The organism is Halomonas sp. 3F2F, from assembly GCF_014897805.1.
Classification (GTDB): Bacteria; Pseudomonadota; Gammaproteobacteria; order Pseudomonadales; family Halomonadaceae; genus Vreelandella.
Window position 1 is genome coordinate 1 of the sequence record NZ_JABUZE010000057.1, and the last position, 20,461, is coordinate 20,461.

The window sequence follows — 20,461 nt, forward strand, 5'->3', positions numbered from 1 at the left end:
TGAAAGCCGCATCATGGCGCGGGTTTTCATGCATTTTCCCTGGGCCATGGGGTTAGTTCTGATGGCGGTGATTACGCCCATTATATTTGGCGGCCTGAAGTCGATTGCTAAAGTAGCTGAGCTAGTGGTGCCGCTGATGGCACTGTTGTATTTGCTGTTGGCACTCACGGTGGTGGCGCTCAATATCAGCGATTTGCCCGCTGCCTTTATGACTATTATTAAGAGTGCGTTTGGTTTAGAGCAGGCGGCCGGTGGTGCAATGGGGTATGCCATTTCTCAAGCTATTATGAACGGTATTCAGCGTGGTCTGTTTTCTAACGAGGCGGGTATGGGTTCAGCGCCCAATGCTGCCGCGACCGCCAGTACTCAGCCAGACCATCCCGCTGCGCAAGGGTTTATTCAAATGCTGGGCGTGTTTTTAGACACCTTGGTCATTTGTACTGCCACTGCGGCCATCATCATTATGGCTGGGCCTGAGCTGCTGGCTGGCGAAGAAAACAACGGTATTCAGCTTACCCAAATCGCGCTCTCTAGCCATGTGGGTGATTGGGGCGGTATGTTTATTGCCGTGGCGATCTTGCTGTTTGCATTCACTTCGGTGATCGCTAACTACTCATACGGTGAATCTAATATTGAGTACTTGGCAGGCCGTCGTGCGCCTATTGCGGTGCTGATTTATCGCTTGGCGGTACTCGGTATGGTGATGGTAGGCTCGGTTGCTAGCTTAGGTGCTATCTGGAATTTTGCCGATCTTTCCATGGGTATGATGGCAGTGATTAACTTAGTGGCTATTTTGCTGCTATCGCCGATTGCCTTTGCACTGTTCCGTGATTACGACGCTCAGTTGAAGGCTGGCCAAGAGCCTGTGTTTGATCCCAGTAAATTCCCTAAATTAGTAAATAAAGTAGATCCTAGCGCGTGGCCAAAGCGGAAATAAACGCTACTTTTTGATGCGATAGACGAAAGGCCCCGCCCTGCGAGCACCGCAGGGCGGGGCTTTTTGTTGTCTATGTATTCGATTTTTTCGAATAAGACAGGGGAAACGTTGCGCTTTTTTTAATCGAAAAGCGCCGTAAAATAGTCACCAGAGTTCCCACTAATACGTTAGGAAATTATCCATGACTACACGTGCACTGCTTGTAACTTCTTCTATTTTAGGCGAAAACGGCCAGTCCAATGCGTTAGCCAACCATTTTAAAACCAAAACGGAAGCTCATGATGTAGTGGTTACTCAGCGTGATGTGGTGGCTAACGCGTTACCGCACCTTGCGATCGAAGAACTCGGTGCATGGCAGACGCCTGCCAACGAGCGCAACGCCGATCAACAAGCGTTAGCAGCTCACTCTGACGAACTGTTGGCAGAGCTACGGGCGAGTGATGTCTTAGTACTGGCGGTGCCGCTGTATAATTTAGGTATTCCGTCCCAGTTGAAAGCGTGGTTTGACCGCGTGCTGCGCGCTGGTGAAACTTTCCGTTACACTGAAAATGGTCCGCAGGGTTTGCTTGAAGGTAAGCGTGCGATTATTTTAGCGGCTCGCGGTGGTCAGTACGCAGGGACTGAATTAGACAGCCAAACGCCACACCTTAAAGCCATGCTCGGTTTAATGGGCATTAGCGATGTGGATGTTGTCTTTGCGGAAGGCTTGAATATGGGTGACGCTCAGCGTGATGCTGCGCTAAAAGAAGCGTTCCAAGCGATCGATCAACTGGTCGAAACACTCTAGTAATACGTTGATTTAAAAGAGGTGACAATGCCACGCCCAGAACTGCTCGAACAAATTTATACCATTGTTGATCAGATTCCTGCTGGGCGGGTAACCACCTATGGGCGTATCGCGGCGATGACGGAGGGCGCTACGCCGCGCATGGTTGGCTCGGCGATGCGCCACTTACCAGAAGGGCATCAGCTACCCTGGCATCGCGTCATTGCTGCGTCGCTAACGCTAGCCGACCACGGCGGTGCTGACCGCCAGCATCAGAAATTGCGCGATGAAGGCGTTATGTTTGATAGCAAAGGGCGCGTTCCTGCCCATCTTGTCTGGCCTGATTGAGCCAGAAGCGCTGTAAAAATAACGCCGCCCAACTATTGGGTACTATTGAGTGCCAGTTCATTCGGCGGCGTTATTAATTTACTCTTCCAGATTAGCCCCAGACTTCCAGGACCAGTCGCGCCAGCGTAGGTCAAATAAATCTTTGCGACGATCTTTCAAGTTGGTGACTGAGCCTTCGGCACGCACAACGGTAAGACGCGTCAGGTCTAGGTCCGAGAAGAAGATCATTTCGGTGTTAGGCGTGGTTTCCGCCAGCACTGCATCGTGGGGGAAAGCGAAGTCTGACGGTGAGAACACTGCCGATTGGGCATACTGGATATCCAGGTTCTCGATCGAAGGTAAGTTGCCGACGCTGCCACACAGTACTACATAGCACTCGTTTTCAATGGCTCTTGCTTGGGCGCAGTGGCGTACTCGCAGATAGCCGTTTTTGGTGTCTGTCCAGAACGGTACAAACAGTATATCCATATCCTGATCGGCTAGCAGGCGGCCAAGCTCCGGGAACTCAACGTCGTAGCAAATCAAAATGCCCACGCGACCTGCATCGGTGTCAAAGACCTGCAGGTTATCACCCCCTTCGATCACCCAGTCGCGGCGCTCTTGGGGGGTGATATGCAGCTTCGACTGCTTTTCGATTTTGCCATCCCGGTGGAATAAGTAGGCAATGTTGTATAGCCGGTCATCGTCACCGACTTCAATCATCGAGCCACCAACGATGTTGATGTTATACGACACCGCCATCCGCGAAAGCTCGCTTTTAAAACGCTCGGTGAAGCCCGCTAAAAAGCGAATCGCGCCCATTTGATCCTGCTGGGCCGAGCGGTCTTGTAGGCCCATCAGTGGCGCATTGAACAACTCCGGGAATACCGCAAAGTCACTTTGATAATCTGATAATGCGTCAACAAAGTACTCAATTTGTTGCAGGGCTGCTTCCACGGAAGCGAACTCACGCATTTGCCACTGTACTGCGCCCACTCGTACTTGAGTCGGGCGGGTATCTAGCACGCTCTCAGCAGGCTCGAACAGGATGTTGTTCCACTCCAACAGCGTGGCATAGCCGCGGGACTGCTCATCTTCCGGCAAATATTTACGCAGTAAGCGTTTTACTTGGAAGTCGTTAGCCAATTGGAACGACAAAATCGGGTCGTAGATCTCTTTGCGAGAGACTTTTTCGATGTACTCTGCTGGGGTCAGTTCTTGGGCGTGCTGGTGGTACTCGGGAATGCGTCCACCTGCCAGAATTGCACGCAGGTTGTGCGAGCGGCACAGCTCTTTGCGGGCTTCATATAAACGCCGACCTAAGCGATAGCCACGGTAGTCGGGGTGGATCAACACATCCAGCCCGTACATGGCATCGCCATCTTGGTCGTTAAGGATAGTTTCACGATGGCCGATCAGGTCGTCATATTTATGCGGGTTAGAAAACTCGTCGTAATCGACCTGTACCGTTAGCGCAACGCCCACCAGCGTACCATCGTCCTCAATGGCAATTTGGCCATCAGGAAATTCCTGAATGAGCTTGTCAATAGTGTGCTTTGGCCACGCACCGCCGATGTCGTGATATACCGCATCCATCAGCGTTTTGAGCTGGTCGTAGTCATCGCTGGTGAGGTTGCGAAGATTAAGGTGCAGTTCTTCTAAGGACATGTTCAGGGGTTCCCGGCCGTCGAATGAAGGTGGCCTATTGTATCATTGCTGTGCGTTGCTCGTTTTATCCGCCGCAATAGGGCGCACCAAGGGGCGTGTCAGCGTTTGTGCCATGATGACCCCGGCAAGAATGAGTAGCCCACCCATAAAGTGGAACCCGGCCACCTGCTCGCCTAAAAACGCCATGGCAATCAGGGCGCTAAATAGCGGCATTAAGTTGATAAAGATACTCGATTGGTTCGCGCCGATTTGGCGCACCGCGCGCATCCATAAGAACGTGGTAATGATGGAGGCAGGAATGCCTGCGTAGAGAATTAACCCTATATTGTGGCTATCTACCGGTGTCATGGGACCCATTAAATAGGGCGGCAGCAGGAATAGAACCGCAAAGCAGACCTGGGCATAGAGCATGACCCAAGGGGGTAGGTTCATCGCCCAGCGCTTCAGCATTACACCGTAAAGGGCGTAGCAGGTGGCAGCAACCACCATCAATGCGTCACCGATGGCTACCTGCAGTTGCAGCAGAGACAAGGGGTTGCCTCGCCCAAGCAGTACCGTGACGCCAATAAACGCCAGAACGCCCCCGGCAATACCGCCTAAGGTAGGCGGCTCGCGCAAGATCAGAGCGCTTAATAGTACGGTGAGAAGCGGCACCATGGCAGCCAAAATGCCCATATTAGTAGCAGTCGTTGTTTCCGCCGCCATATACGCCAAGCCTTGCCATAGCCCCATGCCAAGTAGCCCTAGCAACGCCAGTTTCGGCCAGTGGCGGCGTATTTCATCGCGATGACGTAATGCCGCAGGAAGCACAAACGGTGTCATTACCGCCAGTGCCAGCAACCAACGTAGAAAAGCGATACTGCTGGGCGCAATGGCACCCACTGTTAATTGGTTAATTGTCATATTCCCTGACCAAATCAACACAGTGGCCAGTGGCGGTAAAAAGTAAATCAATGGCATAGCGCGTTCCCTTATCGTTAGCCTGGTAATGTGACGTGCTTTCGCAAGAGGAGCAAGTGCTTTGCCACAAAGGTTGATGGTTTCGCAAGGCGGCCAAAGGGTGACAGATTAAGGGGTGTAAAGGACTGTACGTGAGGCGGTGTATGTCATACGCTTGTTTGAATGTTGTTAATAATATAAAGGAGTACCGTGATGAACCATACGCCCGCTTACCCGCATCTGTTTCGACCACTGACCGTTGGCCATTTAACGCTGCCTAATCGTGTGTTGATGGGCTCAATGCACACCAATTTAGAAGAAGCTCCCAACGGTTTTGAGCGTCTAGCAGCCTTCTATGCTGAGCGGGCTCGCGCGGGTGTCAGCCTGATTGTGACGGGCGGCATTGCTCCTAATGCTGAAGGCGCTGTGTTCCAAGGGGCTAATGCCCTCACTGACGAGTCTCAGCTAGCTGAGCATAAGTGCGTGGTTGACGCTGTTCATGACGCGGGCGGACATCTGTGTATGCAGATTCTCCATGCTGGGCGCTATGCCTACTCGCCAGAGCTGGTGGCACCTTCTGCGCTGCAGGCGCCGATCAACCCGTTTATGCCTCGGGCACTTTCAAGCGACGACGTTGAGCAGCAGATAGACGACTATGTGCGCTGTGCCCAGCTTGCCCAGCAGGCGGGTTATGACGGTGTTGAGGTAATGGGCTCTGAAGGTTATTTGATCAACCAGTTCATTTGTCGTCGTACCAATCAGCGTGATGATGAGTGGGGCGGCGATTTTGAGCGCCGTATTCGCTTCCCGATCGAAATTGTGAAACGCATTCGCGCGGCAGTGGGCGAGCGCTTTTTGATGATCTTTCGCCTATCGATGATTGATCTGGTGGAAGAAGGCAGTACGTGGGAAGAAGTGGTGCAACTTGGCCAATCCATTGAAGCTGCAGGCGCAAATGTGATCAACACTGGTATTGGCTGGCACGAAGCCCGAGTACCAACCATTGTGACTAGCGTACCTCGTGCAGCGTTTACCGAAGTTACCAAACGTATTAAATCAGCACTATCCATCCCGCTGATCACCACCAACCGTATCAATATGCCCGAGGTTGCTGAGCGCGTGCTAGCAGAGGGGCATGCCGATATGGTGTCGATGGCACGCCCGTTTTTGGCTGACCCTGAATGGGTGCGTAAAGCCGAGGCGGGCCTTTCAGACGAAATTAATACCTGTATTGCCTGTAACCAAGCCTGCCTAGACCACACCTTTATGGGCAAGCTCACATCATGCTTGGTTAACCCCAGGGCGTGTCATGAAACAGAGTTAACCCTCGAACCCACGCAAACACCTAAGCGGGTAGCGGTTGTCGGCGGGGGCCCCGCGGGGCTTGCCACCGCCGTGGCCGCTGCCAGTCGGGGGCATAACGTGGTGCTGTTTGAGCGACGTAGCGAGCTGGGTGGGCAGTTTAATTACGCCCGTAAAATTCCAGGTAAAGAAGAATTTAACGAAACGTTGCGCTACTTCCGAGTAATGCTAGAAAAACATGCGGTGGATGTTCGCCTAAATACAGCGGCTACCCTCGATACATTAGCTGAATTTGACGAGGTAGTGATTGCCACCGGCGTGATTCCCCGTGAACTTGCGCTACCAGGGGCTGACCATGCCAGCGTGCTTAGCTACGCTGAGGCCATTGAGCACCCTGAGCGTGTGGGCCGGCGCGTAGCCGTGATTGGCGCGGGTGGTATTGGCTTTGATGTTTCAGAGCTGCTCGCCGACCAGGGGCATCCTGAAATGGATGTGGCAGCCTGGTGTGATGAGTGGGGCGTTGACCTTGCCGTGGGCGATCGTGGTGGTCTGAAACCGCCAATGCCACCAGTTTCTCTTCGTGACATTGTTATGCTTCAACGCAAAAGCTCTAAACCAGGTAAGAACCTAGGTAAAACGTCGGGTTGGGTACACCGCGCATCACTAAAACAACGGGGCGTTAAAACCCTCACTGGCTGCGAGTATTTGAAAATTGATGATGCCGGCCTTCACATTCGCCGAGATGGCGAGGAGCAGGTGCTGGCGGTGGATACTGTCGTGGTATGCGCTGGGCAGGAGTCGGTTCGCGAGCTTATCGCGCCTTTAAGCCAGGCGGGAGCATGCTTTCATGTGATTGGCGGTGCCGATGAAGCTGCTGAGCTAGACGCAAAGCGGGCCATTGATCAAGGCACACGTCTTGCCGCTTCCCTTTAGCGGTAGGCACAAGCGAGTCAGGCGGGTGACGTAAGCGTTGAAATGGCGATAGACTGGTCGATCAGTGTAGCTGTTAACCACAGTTAACAAATTAAGGCGTGAGTGGCACCCAGCTCGCGCCGTAAGACCGTCAGATAAAAGGACTATCGTCATGACCTCGGAGTGTACCCCACGATTTTTAGCCAGTGACAACACCTCAGGTATCTGCCCAGAGGCTATGGAATACCTGATGGAAGCCAATCAAGCCGATGATTTGGCCTACGGCAATGACCGTTGGACTGCCCGTGCGGCAGATCGTTTTCGTGAAATGTTTGACTACGATTGCGATGTTTTTTTTGTGTTTAACGGTACTGCAGCAAACTCACTGGCACTTTCCGCAATGGGGCGCAGCTACCACAGCGTTATTTGTCATGAATTGGCCCACATTGAAACCGATGAGTGTGGTGGCCCTGAGTTCTTTTCTAACGGCGCTAAACTGCTGACCTCTTCGGGGGCTAACGGCAAGCTAACGCCCCAGGGTATTGAGGCGCTGGTCACTAAACGCAGCGATATTCATTATCCTAAGCCTAAAGTGGTGTCGCTTACCCAGGCGACAGAAGTCGGCACGGTTTACTCTCGAGAAGAGTTACTCGCGATACGTGCCATGGCAGACAAGCACGATTTACGCCTGCATATGGACGGCGCGCGGTTCGCCAATGCTTGCGCTGGTCTCAATGCAAGCCCTGCCGAGCTAACGTGGCAGGTAGGCGTCGATGTGTTGTGCTTTTCGGGAACCAAAAACGGGTTAGCGTTTGGTGAGGCGATTCTGTTTTTCAACCGTGATTTGGCTGAGGATTTTTCCTACCGCTGCAAACAGGCAGGTCAACTGGCTTCGAAAATGCGCTACGTTTCTGCCCCATGGCTAGGATTGTTGGAAAGCGGCGCGTGGTTAACCAACGCTGAGCATGCGAATGCCATGGCACGTTATTTATCCGAAGGGCTGCAAGCACTACCTGGCGTTTCCCTGATGTTTCCGACCCAGGCGAATAGTGTTTTCGTTGAATTTCCTCCTCATGCAATCGAGGCGTTGAAAGCCAAAGGATGGACTTTCTATACCTTTATTGGAGCGGGCGGTGCGCGTTTTGTATGCGCTTGGAACACCACCGTTGAATTGCTGGATCAACTGTTGGCAGATGTGAAAGAAGTGCTGGAATAATACTGCCTAAGCAGCGTCTACTAGACGCATTGTTGCCCGCCATTGCGCCGTCTTTCAGGCGGCGCTGTGCGTTCTGAGCAGCGTTTTCAAGGGCGCCGCACATTCAACGCAACTTAATCTCTCCTACTGTGCTCAAATTGTTAAACATTGTGCGTTGAAGGTTTAGTCATCACTTTTTGCTAATGCTGACTACGCTGATAGAGCAACACCTCGTATTGCACACCGCTTGATGTTTGGGCTTGGCGGTAGCTGCTGGGGGATGGGCCACAGGAGAGTTCCATGAGCATCTTTGATCACGTTCAAGACCGATTTGCCCGCGTTCAGCAAGAGGACATGAGCCTAGAGGAGTATCTGGCGCTTTGTCGCCGTGATCCAAAGGTTTATGCCAGCGCCTCAGAGCGTATGCTGGAAGCCATTGGCGAGCCTGAAGTGATCGACACGGCGAAAGACCCGCGTCTATCACGCATTTTCTCGAACAAGGTGATTCGCCGCTATCCTGCTTTTGCTGAATTTCATGGTATGGAAGAAGCTATCGAGCAAATTGTGTCGTACTTCCGTCATGCCGCGCAGGGATTAGAAGAGCGTAAGCAAATTCTCTATTTACTGGGGCCAGTCGGTGGCGGTAAGTCGTCGCTGGCTGAGCGCTTGAAGCTGTTGATGGAACGTATTCCGTTCTATGCCATTAAAGACTCGCCAGTGTATGAATCACCACTAGGACTTTTTTCGCCAGAAGAAGATGGTGAGCTTCTGGAGCAAGAGTACGGCATTCCCCAGCGCTATCTGCGCAGTGTGATGTCGCCATGGGCGGCGAAGCGCTTAAAAGAAGCGGGCGGCGATATTTCTCAGTTTCGAGTGGTGCGCCTTTATCCCTCGCGGTTGAATCAAATTGCCATCTCTAAAACTGAGCCTGGCGATGAAAATAACCAGGATATTTCTTCGCTAGTGGGTAAAGTCGATATTCGTCAGTTGGAGCTTTACTCTCAAGATGACCCCGACGCCTATAGCTTCTCTGGGGGGCTTTGCCGCGCTAACCAGGGGTTGATGGAGTTCGTTGAGATGTTTAAAGCGCCGATTAAGGTGCTGCATCCATTACTTACCGCCACCCAAGAAGGTAACTACAACCCTACCGAAGGCATGGGAGCAATTCCTTTTGACGGTGTGATTTTAGCGCACTCTAACGAATCGGAATGGCAGGCATTTCGCAATAACCGCAATAACGAGGCATTTTTGGATCGTGTTTATATCGTCAAAGTGCCTTACTGTCTGCGGGTCTCCGAAGAGATCAAGATTTACCAAAAACTGCTCGAAGACTCCTCGCTTAACGCAGCTCCTTGCGCCCCTGATACGCTGCGTATGTTGGCGCAGTTCTCAGTGCTTTCGCGGCTAAAAGTACCAGAAAACTCTAGCATCTACTCCAAAATGCGCGTTTATGACGGTGAAAATCTGAAAGACACCGATCCTCGAGCGAAGTCGATTCAGGAGTATCGTGATGCGGCGGGTGTGGATGAGGGCATGCAGGGATTGTCTACCCGTTTCGCCTTCAAGATACTTTCTAAAGTGTTTAACTTCGATGGCACTGAAGTCGCAGCGAACCCTGTGCATTTGCTGTATGTACTTGAGCAAGCATTAGAGAGGGAACAGCTGCCTTCGGAGGTGTTTGAACGCTACATCGGCTTTATTAAAGAGTTTCTGGCACCGCGCTATGTCGATTTCATTGGTAAGGAAATCCAAACGGCGTACCTGGAATCTTACAGCGAGTATGGGCAGAACATCTTTGATCGCTATGTGACCTACGCGGATTTCTGGATTCAAGACCAGGAGTATCGCGATCCCGAAACGGGCGAACTGTTGAACCGTCAGTCACTGAATGACGAACTGGAAAAAATTGAGAAACCAGCAGGTATCTCTAACCCGAAAGACTTCCGGCACGAAGTGGTTAATTTCGTATTACGGGCACGTGCGCAAAACAATGGCATGAATCCCAGCTGGCAGTCTTATGAAAAGCTCAAAGGCGTTATCGAGCATAAGATGTTTGCTAATACTGAAGAGCTATTACCGGTTATTTCGTTTAATGCGAAGGCGTCGAAGTCGGATCAGAAGAAGCACGAGGACTTTGTGGCGCGCATGGTGGATCGTGGCTATACCGAGAAACAGGTTCGGCTGCTTTCCGAGTGGTACCTACGCGTGCGCAAGTCCCAGTAGCGGATAATCGGGAGGTCGTATGACCTACTTTATTGATCGAAGGCCTAACGCTAAGCATAAAAGTGCGGTCAATCGGCAGCGCTTTTTGGAACGTTATCGCAAGCATATCAAGCGCTCGGTGGAGGAGGCGGTTAACCGCCGCTCCATTACTGATATGGAACGAGGGGAAAAGGTATCTATTCCAACCAAGGATATCTCTGAGCCGGTGTTTCAGCATGGTCCGGGTGGTGCGCGCAATATCGTATCGCCAGGCAACAAAGAGTTTTTAGAAGGGGATAAAATTCGCCGCCCTGGTGGTCAGGGCGGCGGAGATGGTACTGGCGAAGGAGGAGCTTCCAATCAAGGAGAAGGAGACGACGAGTTTGCATTTACCCTGAGCCGCGAGGAGTTTTTGGAGTTTGTGTTTGATGGTCTTGAGTTGCCGCATTTGCAGCGCAAACCATTGAAGTCACTTGAAGAAATAAAAATGGTGCGTGCGGGGCTTGCGCGTGACGGGGTTCCGTCGCGAATCAGTATTACCCGATCAATGCGTGAAGCTTACGCGCGCCGCATTGCCATGCGCGCGCCCATTAAGCGAGCCTTGAAAGAAGCTCAAGAGGCGCTCGCTGCAGAAGAACGCAAGGATCCGGTGTTGCGCAACCCGGCGAGAATTGTTGAGCTAAAGGCAGAAATAGAACGCTTGGAAAAGCGCATTGAAGGGGTACCGTTTATCGATACCTATGACCTGCGTTATCACCAGTTATCGGCCCAACCTCAACCTTCGAGTCAGGCAGTGATGTTCTGTGTCATGGACGTTTCTGGTTCCATGACTCAAAACCACAAAGATATCGCTAAACGCTTCTTCTTACTGCTCTATTTGTTTTTGGAAAAGCATTACGAAAAAGTAGAGCTGGTATTTGTGCGCCACCACACGGCAGCACGAGAGGTCAATGAGGAGGAGTTTTTCTACTCCCGTGAAACCGGTGGCACGATCGTTTCCAGCGCGCTCACCTTGGTAAATAAAATCATCGAAAAACGCTATCCCGCTGGGCAGTGGAATCTCTATATCGCCCAGGCGTCGGATGGCGATAACTGGGATGATGACTCGAATATTTGTCGGGACTTACTGGTTAAACAGCTTATGCCGCAGTTGCAGTACTACGCTTATGTGGAAATTACCCCCCATGAGCATCAGTCGCTGTGGCATGAATATGAAACGGTCGCCGCGCAATTCCCCGAACGGTTTGCGATGCGCCAAATTGTCGATGCCGGGGATATCTATCCTGTCTTCCGTGAGCTGTTTAAACGTCGGTTGAGTCAAGAGCAGTAACGCGAACCGAGGAGTACGCCATGAGTGTAGCCCGTAAGCCAATAGCGACCGGTTCCGACTGGAATTTTAGTGTGTTGGAGCGCTTCGATGAGGAGCTCGCTAGGCTCGCCGATGAGTACCGCCTAGATACTTATCCAAATCAGATAGAAGTGATTACCACTGAACAGATGATGGATGCCTACGCGAGCGTAGGGATGCCGGTAGGCTATCACCACTGGTCGTTTGGTAAGCAGTTTCTTGCCGTTGAACAAGCCTATAAGCGCGGCCAGATGGGGCTTGCCTATGAGTTGGTGATTAATTCCAACCCATGTATCGCCTATCTAATGGAAGAGAACACGCTAATGATGCAGGTGTTGGTCATTGCGCATGCCTGCTATGGGCATAACTCTTTCTTTAAAGGCAATTACTTGTTCCGCGCTTGGACCGATGCTGATTCCATCGTTGATTACCTAGTATTTGCTCGTAAGTATATTGCTCAGTGCGAAGAGCGCCACGGTGTCCATGCAGTAGAGCAATTGTTAGATGCTTGTCACGCTCTCCAAAACTACGGTGTCGACCGTTACAAGCGCCCCTCACCTATTTCTGCTGAAGAAGAGGTAAGGCGTCAAGAAGAGCGCGAAGCCTACCTGCAAACCCAGGTCAATATGTTGTGGCGCACAATCCCTGATGCGCCTAATGGAATTCCTTCGCTGCCGGGTAGCCTGCACAGTGATGCAGACCCACTAGGCTTGCACAGTGGGGGGCTTTATCCCTCTGAACCACAAGAGAACTTGCTCTACTTTATTGAAAAAAACGCGCCGCTTTTGGCTCCCTGGCAGCGTGAAATTGTGCGTATCGTGCGTAAACTGGCGCAGTATTTTTATCCCCAGCGACAAACCCAGGTAATGAATGAAGGGTGGGCTTGCTTTTGGCACTATACGCTGATGAATCGCTTGTATGATGAAGGAAAGGTTGATGAAGGCTTGATGCTGGAGTTTTTGCAATCCCATGCCGCGGTTATCAATCAGCCAGGTTTTGATAGCCCGCACTACAGCGGCCTTAATCCCTACGCGTTAGGGTTTGCGATCTTTATGGACATTAAGCGGATTTGTGAAGCGCCAACGGATGAAGACCGAGAGTGGTTTCCCGATATTGCGGGTAGCCCGTGGCGCGATACCGTTGAGTTTGCAATGCGGAACTTCAAGGATGAGTCGTTTATACAGCAGTTTTTATCCCCCAAGGTAATACGCGACCTCAAGCTGTTCTTAATTGTTGATGATGATCAGATGGAAACACTGGAAGTCGCAGCAATTCATAATGAGCGAGGTTATCGGCGAGTGCGTGAGGCGCTGTCAACTCAATATGCGTTATCGGTGCGTGAGCCCAATATTCAAGTTGTCGAAGCGGCTATACGCGGGGATCGTTCGTTGACGTTACACCATGTACAAGATAACCGTCGGCCCCTTGGTCGCAGCGTATATCCGGTGATTCGCCATTTGCAGCAACTATGGGGATTTCCGGTGCATTTGGTCTCAATGGAAGAGGGGCGTGTGACGCGCCGTTACCAGTGGCCGATTGAGGAGGAAAACAAAGAGGTGAGTTAAGGTTAAATAACTACCCCGCGGCAAGCGCGGGGTAGTGGTCAAGCTTGGTTGTTTCACCAAGAACAGTTGGCTACTAACATTAGCCTTTGGCAGTCCAGGACTGGCACCAGCCGCCTGCTTCAACGCTATTTTGCGGGAACAGCTGGCAACCTTCAGTTTCTGCATTAAAGAACATGCAGTTTGAGCACAGCTCTCCTTCCTCGTAGGACGGGTGGTCGCTTGCGTCACTGGCTACTTCAACGTAATTAAGTGCCTTGGCAGTAGAGTTAGATGGGTCAAGGCGAGGCAGTTCCTGGGCAAAAGCAGTCTTTGACAGGATGCCAGCACCAAATGGCAGGGCGGCTAGACCCATTACGCTATTGCGCATGAACTTACGACGGCTCTGATTAGCCATGGTGTCTCCTTAGCGTCACGGTTTGACGTTTTTTTGCTTATGTTATTGGGTGGTGAACCACCTCTAATACTCCGACAAGGCTAATAAGCCGGAGTTCTCTAAGCCATGCTAGCGCATGCTCAAAATTAGTGCGAATAACCTTATGAAAAGCGCGACAATTAACCACGTCACTGAGCGGTGCTTGGTCTTGGCAAGCAGCCTGTTATACTCGCCTCTGGTTGCTGATTAGATTGTTGTTAACGCTATTTTGGGGGTGCTATGCAAAATGCTGTGATTTTAATCAATACTGAGAAAGGCCAGGTAAAAGCAGTCGCCGAGCGCCTTGCTGATGTAGACGGTATTAGTGAAGTCTATTCGACGTGTGGTCGCTATGATTTGGTCGCTATTGCCCGGACCCCTGATTTTGAAAGCCTTGCTGAACTGGTCACGGAACGTCTAAACGCTGTCGAGGGCATTAGCGATACCGAAACGCTGAATGCGATGCAGGTGCACTCCCGTCACGACCTAGAAACGATGTTTTCCCTGGGTTGGTAACCAATAAATTACCTGACATAAAAAGCAGGATGCAGAATCATTATTGTAGGGAGTAAGTCTGTTGGGGAAATCGCTTTCGCGCTGGCGTCGTCAGGGAAAACGCCTGGGTATCGCTGTGCTTTTTGTCATAGTAGGAACGGGGCTTTGGGAGTTTCAGGAGCGTCAGCATCAGGATGACTATACCTGGATGGGGGTGCCTACCTGGGATGGGTTTCAGCTAACAACGTTTCACCGTGTGCTGAGAAACGATGGCTTCTTAGCGGGATGGTCTGATGTGCGGGTAAACCCACTTTGGGTCAGTTATCAAGTCGAAGCAGTGTCCGATGATACTCGTATTGGCCCACGGCCTAATTTTAAAGCTGACTGGCGCACGTTATGGCCAATAGGGACGACTAGTTACTCCGGTAGTGGCTATGACCGCGGCCATCTGGCTCCCAACTACGCTATTGCGGCTGTACATGGGCGCAATGCCCAGGTCGATACCTTTTTGATGAGTAACATGACACCTCAGCGGCCAAACTTGAACCGCCAGCTTTGGCAGCGTCTGGAAGAGTCTGTGATGGATCATTTTGCGCCACGTTTTGATCGGCTGCAGGTCATTACAGGGCCGGTATTCCCTGAGCGTTTTATGGATAACGTGTTTAATCGGGTCGGTTTTGTGGAAGTGCCCGAGGCGTTTTATAAAATTATAGTGGTGCCGGATAGTGACACACCGCTGGCGCTGGCGTTTATTATGCCCCAGGACGTTAGTGGTAATGAATCGTTAGCCGACTATCTGGTCACTATCGATGAAATAGAAGCGCGTACGGGACTAAATTTTTTCCCTGACCTCACGCCGGAGGTTGAGGCTATTTTAGAAGGCGAGTTGCGTACTCAAGGTTGGGCATTGGATGAAGTTGCTCAGCGTCCTGGGCGTTTTCAATAATTTGCCTAATTAAAGCATTTAAAGTCAAAGCGTTTTCGAGGGCATGTATTTAGCTCGAAGGCAATCTCGTCTACGAAACCTCTGGTTAACTATTACGCTTGTCCATACAGCGTTAAAAGTCGCCTCGTGCGCGAGCCCGGTCCTTTTTTCGTTGATTTTTTCCTTGTCTGGCCTGCGCTTATAACATTAATCAGAGGCTCCTTAATATATTTTTCCTAAATTAGATTAATTTTTCTTGCAAGTCTATATGGCGGCAGTAGTATGATTGTTGCTAAGATTTGAATGTTCGTTTGGGGTATGCGTGTCCACTCTTAGTTAAAAATATATTTATGCGGTGTGTTCTTGTGATCATGCCAATAAATCAGTCTTGGAGGGGTAGGTAAATGACTGTAAAAAAAGAAGAATATGAGTTTTTCACGCTGGATGATGAACTGTTAGCGAGCTATTACCTAAGTTTCCATGATCTAATGACTCAGGCGGAAGAGGCTACAGCTTCAGATGTTGCGGCTGATGCTGTTAACAAAATTCTGGGAGGGGGGCTAGCAACTAACGTTACCTATACCGGCTCAAGTAACGCTGCGTTTTGGGTTGATAATTTTGAAATTCTGCCAGATGAAGATTCTGAGTTGCCAGCATATCAATATGGTCAGGGTATTATGTTGTCGACAGGTGGGTTCCCAGGCTCAGAGAATACCACGACTGGGGATAGTGTGAGTCACGGGGAGCCAGGAGACTCAGATCTAACCGAAACGGCACTTGAAGCATTTCCGGGGGCGGGTAGCACAAACGATGCGTCAGTGATTGAGTTTACGGTAAACGTCAATGACCCGGATGTGGATACACTTCGTGCGAGCCTTGTATTTGGCTCAGAAGAGTTCCCTGAATATGTTGACAGTGATTTTGTAGATATTGCTGCTCTATATGTCAACGGCGTTAACTACGCTGAGTTTGCTGCTACGGATAAGCCTCTAAGTGTTATTTCAGATAACCTTGAGTCAGGTGTATTTATTGATAATGACAATCAATTTAGTTCGCCTTATGCAATTGAGTGGGACGGCTTTAGCAGAGAGATTGTAGTTCGAGCTCCTCTCCAACAAGGCGAGAATACCGTCAAGATTGGTATTGCGGATACTGGTGATTTCATTCTGGATTCAGGTCTTTTTGTATCTGATCTCTCTCTGATTGGTGGGGGAGGCTCTGGCGGCGGTGTGCTCAGTGCGTTGGTTCCGGATGCTGGGGGCAACGTCACTACAACCGTGGCTGCAGAAGAAGTCACGTTGAATGAGCAGGCAAACACCGTCACAGGCAGTACTACTGAGTTGAATGGTGATGTCATTGTTGGTTTTGAGTCGAATGACAAAGTAGTTGTTAAAGATAGCTTTTTTGATGTGTCAGATGTGACATTTAGCCTTGGGTCGGTGATTTTAGATATTGATTCTAATCAGGACGGGGAAAATGATACGACGCTGACGTTTGCGGACTTGGATGATCCAGATAGCTTTGTATTTACACAAGCTGAGGATGGGACCACGATCACCCTTGAGGAGACTTCTCCGGAGCCAGAGCCAGAACCAGAGCCAGAACCAGAACCAGAGCCAGAACCAGAGCCAGAACCAGAACCAGAACCAGAGCCAGAACCAGAGCCAGAACCAGAACCAGAACCAGAACCAGAACCAGAACCAGAACCAGAGCCAGAGCCTGTGGCCAATAATGATGATCTAGCGGGTCGTTTTGGCTGGTTGGCCAGTGGCAACTTGTTTGCTGATAATGGCAATGGTGCTGATCAGGCTACTGGGGACGATGCAATTGTCATCACTGCCATTGATGGTCAGGATGTTGTTTTCAATACGGCGATGACGCTGGACTCCGGTGCGAGTGTGGTTGTGCAGGAAAATGGCGACTTCACTTATGACCAAGGTTCTGCGTTTACTGCTTTGGCAGAGGGTGAGATGGTTATGGATACTTTCGAGTATTCAATTGCCAATAGCCAAGGCGTGGCAGCATCAGCAGTTGTTACAGTGGAGCTGGGTGAGGTAGCTGATAGCGTTGAGGTTTCGGCTATTGAGGCGCTTTACCAGATGGCGTTTGACCGCGAGGCGGATGCCGAGGGGTTGGAGTATTGGTCCGGTATTCGTAACGAAGGTAGCAGTCTGTTTGAGGTGGCTGACTACTTCTTAGCATCGGAAGAGTTTGTCAGCGCGCATGGTGATAACCTAGGCGATGATGACTTCCTAATGCTGCTTTATGACAATACCTTCGACCGTGCGCCCGATGCAGAAGGGCTTGAGTACTGGTCTGAGGTGCTGGGAGCTGAGCAGGCTGGCCAGGGCGATGTAATGGCTTACTTCGCCTCATCCGACGAAATACACAGCAAGTATCTGGCGGAAGGTTTTATCTTCGCCTGATAGCGCAATTTTGACAGTAACCTAAGCGGCTACATCTGTAAGAGTAGTCGCTTTTTTTATCTTCAGCCCAGCAGGCGCCAGCGCTCTATTCGAATCGAGGAAGTAGAAGTGAGAATTAAAAGTCAGAGGGACAATAAGTGTAGGCGAGGGGGGGTAAGTCAATAATGTTACAGCGTTGGTGCCCAGGAGAGGACTTGAACCTCCACGACCATACGGTCACTAGCACCTGAAGCTAGCGCGTCTACCAATTCCGCCACCTGGGCATATCATATTTCGCTATTGATCTTACTGCTGTTTGTATTCGCATGGTGCCCAGGAGAGGACTTGAACCTCCACGTCCATACGGACACTAGCACCTGAAGCTAGCGCGTCTACCAATTCCGCCATCTGGGCAAGTGGCGCGTATGATACCGAGGCCACGCTTAAATGCAAGACCCAGTAACTGTTTTTTATCATTAAAATCGTACAATTGCCGAGCTAGGTGGTTGGGTGATTGAGCGGGCAGCGCTATAATGCAGTGATGACCAAACCAAACATGATGTTTTTCAGTCAATCATTGGCTGAATCCTCCCGCCCGCAGTGCACTGCGCCTGCGCAAACTGTCTGCCTCCCGCAAACGCAATCAAGGATGTTGATCGCATGAAGTACTGGACGTTGAGTGATGATCCGCACGCCGAGCGCGAGGCGCAAAAGTATGATAATCCTGCGCCCAGCCGCGAATATTTATTAGCTGCCCTGGAAACGTACGGCAAGCCAATAACCCACGAAAATATGAGCCGCATGCTCGGCATTGAAGATGAAGATCATCTTGAAGCTATTCGCCGTCGTATGGCTGCCATGGAGCGTGATGGTCAGGTGCTGCGCGATCGCCGCGGCGCTTATGCACTAATTGATAAACTTGACCTTATTAAAGGGAAGGTGCTGGGCCACCGAGATGGCTTTGGCTTCCTGCTGCGTGATGATGGTAAAAAGCCAGACTTAGTATTGCCTCCACGTCAGATGCGCCGTGTTTTCCATGGCGATTACGTGCTGGCGCGTGTTAGTGGCCGTGACCGCCGTGGCCGTGATGAGGCGACTATTGCCGATGTGATTGCGCGAAACACCCAAACGATTGTGGGTGTATACCGTAGTAACTCGCCTGAGTTTGGTGTGCTGATTCCTGAAAATCCACGTATTACCCAGGAAGTTATCATTCCTCATACGGCAAGCGCTGGCGCGAAAGACGGGCAGGTAATATCTGCAAAAATCGTTCAGCAGCCGGCCACGCGTGTTCAGCCGGTCGGCGAGGTTATCGAAGTGCTGGGCGAGCGGATGGATCCTGGCATGGAAATAGATATCGCGATTCGTAGCTACGATATTCCCGCTGAGTTTCCGCCAGAAGTGCTTGATCAAACCAGCGGTATTTCAGCAGAAGTATTAGAGGAAGATAAGCAACACCGCGTCGATCTGCGTGAGATTCCGTTGGTCACTATCGACGATGAGTCCGCCAAAGACTTTGATGATGCGGTGTGCGCCTGGAAAACCAAGTCGGGCAGTTGGAAGCTGTTGGTCGCTATTGCCGATGTGTCGCACTACGTGCGCCCGGGGACCGCGCTTGATGATGAAGCGCGCACGCGGGGTAACTCGGTGTACTTCCCAGGCCAGGTTGTGCCGATGCTGCCTGAGCTGCTCTCAAATGGCTTGTGTTCGTTAAATCCCCATGTTGATCGTCTTGTGATGGTCTGTGAGATGAATATCTCCAAGACGGGGGCTATTAGCCGCTACTCGTTCTACGAAGCGGTAATGAACTCCCACGCTCGCCTGACCTACAATAAAGTGGCGGCCATCCTCGATAACGAGAGCGATGAAGGGGAAGCGCTGCGCAATGAGCACAAGGCGCTAGTGAAGCCGTTGCAAAATTTGCACGAGCTTTATGGCCTGCTGCGTAGTGCCCGGGAAGAGCGTGGTGCGATTGATTTTGATACCACTGAAACGGCGATTATCTTCAATGATGAGCGCAAGATTGAAAAAATCGTCCCGCGCACCCGCAACGATGCTCATAAGCTAATTGAGGAGTGTATGCTGGCGGCCAACGTGGCCACCGCGCGCTTCCTGGATAAGCATGACTTGCCCGCTCTTTACCGTATTCACGAGCGCCCGACACCGGAGCGCCTTGATAAGCTGCGTCTGTTCTTGAGCGAACTGGGGCTTTCCGTTGGTGGTGGCGATATGCCGACGCCTCAGGACTATCAAGCGTTACGTGAGGCGATTATTGATCGCCCAGATGCTGACATCATCCAAACTGTCATGCTGCGCTCAATGAACCAGGCGGTTTATTCGCCCCAGAATGAGGGCCATTTTGGCTTGGCTTACCAGGCCTATGCGCACTTCACCTCACCGATTCGTCGTTACCCTGATCTATTGGTGCATCGTGCCATTCGCTCGGTTATTCGTGGGCCACGACAAACCAATACGGTTGTTCGGGTAGAAGGCGCACCGGTTGATCCGCCAAGCAAGTGGTGTCCTTATACCTTCGAGCAAATGCTTGAGTTGGGTGAGCACTGCTCAATGACCGAGCGGCGGGCTGATGAAGCAACCCGTGATGTTGAAAGCTGGCTCAAGTGTGAGTTTATGTCCGACAAGCTGGGCGAAACGTTTGAAGGTACTATCGCCTCAGTGACTCAGTTTGGCTTGTTTGTGCGACTGGATGACTTCTATGTCGAAGGGTTGGTGCATGTCACCTCGCTGCCCTCTGACTACTACCACTATGAGGCAGAGAAGCATCGCCTCAAAGGTGAGCGCACAGGCACGACCTACCGCTTGGGTGACGGGCTTACGGTTCAGGTTGCGCGGGTAGATATGGATGATCGTAAGATCGACTTTGGTTTAGCTGACGAGAAACCCCGGCCACGCCGCCAGCCGCGCAAGCGCCGCGGTGGAGAAGGTGGTGCTGGAGTAGAAGGGGGAGCTAGCAAAGCGGCATCGGCTGATAAGCAGCCGACGCGCCGTGGGCCAAGACGCACGCGTAATGGCCCGCGTAAACCATCACCGAATAAGGGTTGA

General features: G+C 51.3%; 15 protein-coding genes and 2 tRNA genes. 12 read left to right on the plus strand and 5 right to left on the minus strand.

Features of this window, described 5'->3' with window-relative positions; genetic code table 11:
• The 3 genes from INT21_RS06635 to INT21_RS06645 all read left to right on the plus strand — a co-directional run.
• Positions 1-937, plus strand: a 937-nt coding sequence (locus INT21_RS06635; protein WP_193085017.1) for an alanine/glycine:cation symporter family protein, incomplete at its 5' end; no start/stop codon positions are given.
• A 181-nt stretch (positions 938-1,118) separates the two neighbouring features.
• Positions 1,119-1,724 (plus strand): FMN-dependent NADH-azoreductase, encoded by a 606-nt coding sequence (locus INT21_RS06640; protein ID WP_193060406.1) that lies wholly within the window; start codon positions 1,119-1,121, stop codon positions 1,722-1,724.
• Between the two features lie 27 nt (positions 1,725-1,751).
• The gene (locus INT21_RS06645; protein ID WP_038477012.1) at positions 1,752-2,051 is read left to right on the plus strand and encodes an MGMT family protein; all 300 of its coding nucleotides are present in this window, start codon (positions 1,752-1,754) and stop codon (positions 2,049-2,051) included.
• A 78-nt stretch (positions 2,052-2,129) separates the two neighbouring features.
• Here INT21_RS06645 and INT21_RS06650 read toward each other — a convergent pair whose 3' ends face one another.
• Both INT21_RS06650 and INT21_RS06655 read right to left on the minus strand, forming a co-directional pair.
• Positions 2,130-3,698, minus strand: coding sequence for a GNAT family N-acetyltransferase (locus tag INT21_RS06650; protein ID WP_193060407.1), 1,569 nt, complete (start codon positions 3,696-3,698; stop codon positions 2,130-2,132).
• A 42-nt stretch (positions 3,699-3,740) separates the two neighbouring features.
• The gene (locus INT21_RS06655) at positions 3,741-4,658 is read right to left on the minus strand and encodes a DMT family transporter (RefSeq protein WP_193060408.1); all 918 of its coding nucleotides are present in this window, start codon (positions 4,656-4,658) and stop codon (positions 3,741-3,743) included.
• A 192-nt stretch (positions 4,659-4,850) separates the two neighbouring features.
• On the opposite strand from INT21_RS06655, the gene INT21_RS06660 reads away from it, so the two are divergent.
• From INT21_RS06660 to INT21_RS06680, 5 genes are all read left to right on the plus strand, one after another.
• Positions 4,851-6,872: an FAD-dependent oxidoreductase gene (locus tag INT21_RS06660; protein WP_193060409.1), complete on the plus strand. Its 2,022-nt coding sequence runs from the start codon at positions 4,851-4,853 to the stop codon at positions 6,870-6,872.
• A gap of 151 nt (positions 6,873-7,023) precedes the next feature.
• Positions 7,024-8,067 (plus strand): threonine aldolase family protein, encoded by a 1,044-nt coding sequence (locus INT21_RS06665; protein ID WP_083006382.1) that lies wholly within the window; start codon positions 7,024-7,026, stop codon positions 8,065-8,067.
• A 279-nt stretch (positions 8,068-8,346) separates the two neighbouring features.
• Positions 8,347-10,269, plus strand: a complete 1,923-nt coding sequence (locus tag INT21_RS06670) for a PrkA family serine protein kinase (protein WP_038476995.1) — start codon at positions 8,347-8,349, stop codon at positions 10,267-10,269.
• 19 nt (positions 10,270-10,288) lie between these two features.
• Entirely contained in the window at positions 10,289-11,578 is a 1,290-nt protein-coding gene (locus tag INT21_RS06675) for a YeaH/YhbH family protein (RefSeq protein WP_083006380.1), read from the plus strand.
• 20 nt (positions 11,579-11,598) lie between these two features.
• Complete coding sequence (locus INT21_RS06680) at positions 11,599-13,161, plus strand: SpoVR family protein (protein WP_193060410.1); 1,563 nt, start codon at positions 11,599-11,601, stop codon at positions 13,159-13,161.
• A gap of 79 nt (positions 13,162-13,240) precedes the next feature.
• On the opposite strand, the gene INT21_RS06685 is transcribed toward INT21_RS06680, so the two are convergent.
• The gene (locus INT21_RS06685) at positions 13,241-13,555 is read right to left on the minus strand and encodes a high-potential iron-sulfur protein (protein ID WP_193060411.1); all 315 of its coding nucleotides are present in this window, start codon (positions 13,553-13,555) and stop codon (positions 13,241-13,243) included.
• 258 nt (positions 13,556-13,813) lie between these two features.
• Here INT21_RS06685 and INT21_RS06690 point away from each other — a divergent pair, with 258 nt between their 5' ends.
• From INT21_RS06690 to INT21_RS06700, 3 genes are all read left to right on the plus strand, one after another.
• Positions 13,814-14,089: an Lrp/AsnC family transcriptional regulator gene (locus tag INT21_RS06690; protein ID WP_009721675.1), complete on the plus strand. Its 276-nt coding sequence runs from the start codon at positions 13,814-13,816 to the stop codon at positions 14,087-14,089.
• Between the two features lie 61 nt (positions 14,090-14,150).
• Entirely contained in the window at positions 14,151-15,014 is an 864-nt protein-coding gene (locus tag INT21_RS06695) for a DNA/RNA non-specific endonuclease (RefSeq protein ID WP_193060412.1), read from the plus strand.
• 383 nt (positions 15,015-15,397) lie between these two features.
• Positions 15,398-17,419 carry a choice-of-anchor L domain-containing protein gene (locus INT21_RS06700; protein ID WP_193085018.1) on the plus strand — a complete coding sequence of 674 codons (2,022 nt, stop codon included), beginning with the start codon at positions 15,398-15,400 and terminating at the stop codon, positions 17,417-17,419.
• A gap of 176 nt (positions 17,420-17,595) precedes the next feature.
• Here INT21_RS06700 and INT21_RS06705 read toward each other — a convergent pair.
• A tRNA-Leu gene (locus INT21_RS06705) sits at positions 17,596-17,682 on the minus strand.
• Between the two features lie 43 nt (positions 17,683-17,725).
• Positions 17,726-17,812, minus strand: a tRNA-Leu gene (locus tag INT21_RS06710).
• Between the two features lie 246 nt (positions 17,813-18,058).
• Here INT21_RS06710 and rnr point away from each other — a divergent pair.
• A complete protein-coding gene (rnr, locus tag INT21_RS06715; RefSeq protein ID WP_193060351.1) occupies positions 18,059-20,461 on the plus strand; it encodes a ribonuclease R in 2,403 nt (800 codons plus the stop codon).

What these genes read in the sequence shown, in the direction of transcription:
- INT21_RS06640 (WP_193060406.1), top strand. Translation starts at nt 1,119, where the DNA reads ATGACTACACGTGCACTGCTTGTAACTTCTTCTATTTTAGGCGAAAAC.
- INT21_RS06645 (WP_038477012.1), top strand. Translation starts at nt 1,752, where the DNA reads ATGCCACGCCCAGAACTGCTCGAACAAATTTATACCATTGTTGATCAG.
- INT21_RS06650 (WP_193060407.1), bottom strand. Translation starts at nt 3,698, where the DNA reads ATGTCCTTAGAAGAACTGCACCTTAATCTTCGCAACCTCACCAGCGAT.
- INT21_RS06655 (WP_193060408.1), bottom strand. Translation starts at nt 4,658, where the DNA reads ATGCCATTGATTTACTTTTTACCGCCACTGGCCACTGTGTTGATTTGG.
- INT21_RS06660 (WP_193060409.1), top strand. Translation starts at nt 4,851, where the DNA reads ATGAACCATACGCCCGCTTACCCGCATCTGTTTCGACCACTGACCGTT.
- INT21_RS06665 (WP_083006382.1), top strand. Translation starts at nt 7,024, where the DNA reads ATGACCTCGGAGTGTACCCCACGATTTTTAGCCAGTGACAACACCTCA.
- INT21_RS06670 (WP_038476995.1), top strand. Translation starts at nt 8,347, where the DNA reads ATGAGCATCTTTGATCACGTTCAAGACCGATTTGCCCGCGTTCAGCAA.
- INT21_RS06675 (WP_083006380.1), top strand. Translation starts at nt 10,289, where the DNA reads ATGACCTACTTTATTGATCGAAGGCCTAACGCTAAGCATAAAAGTGCG.
- INT21_RS06680 (WP_193060410.1), top strand. Translation starts at nt 11,599, where the DNA reads ATGAGTGTAGCCCGTAAGCCAATAGCGACCGGTTCCGACTGGAATTTT.
- INT21_RS06685 (WP_193060411.1), bottom strand. Translation starts at nt 13,555, where the DNA reads ATGGCTAATCAGAGCCGTCGTAAGTTCATGCGCAATAGCGTAATGGGT.
- INT21_RS06690 (WP_009721675.1), top strand. Translation starts at nt 13,814, where the DNA reads ATGCAAAATGCTGTGATTTTAATCAATACTGAGAAAGGCCAGGTAAAA.
- INT21_RS06700 (WP_193085018.1), top strand. Translation starts at nt 15,398, where the DNA reads ATGACTGTAAAAAAAGAAGAATATGAGTTTTTCACGCTGGATGATGAA.
- rnr (WP_193060351.1), top strand. Translation starts at nt 18,059, where the DNA reads ATGAAGTACTGGACGTTGAGTGATGATCCGCACGCCGAGCGCGAGGCG.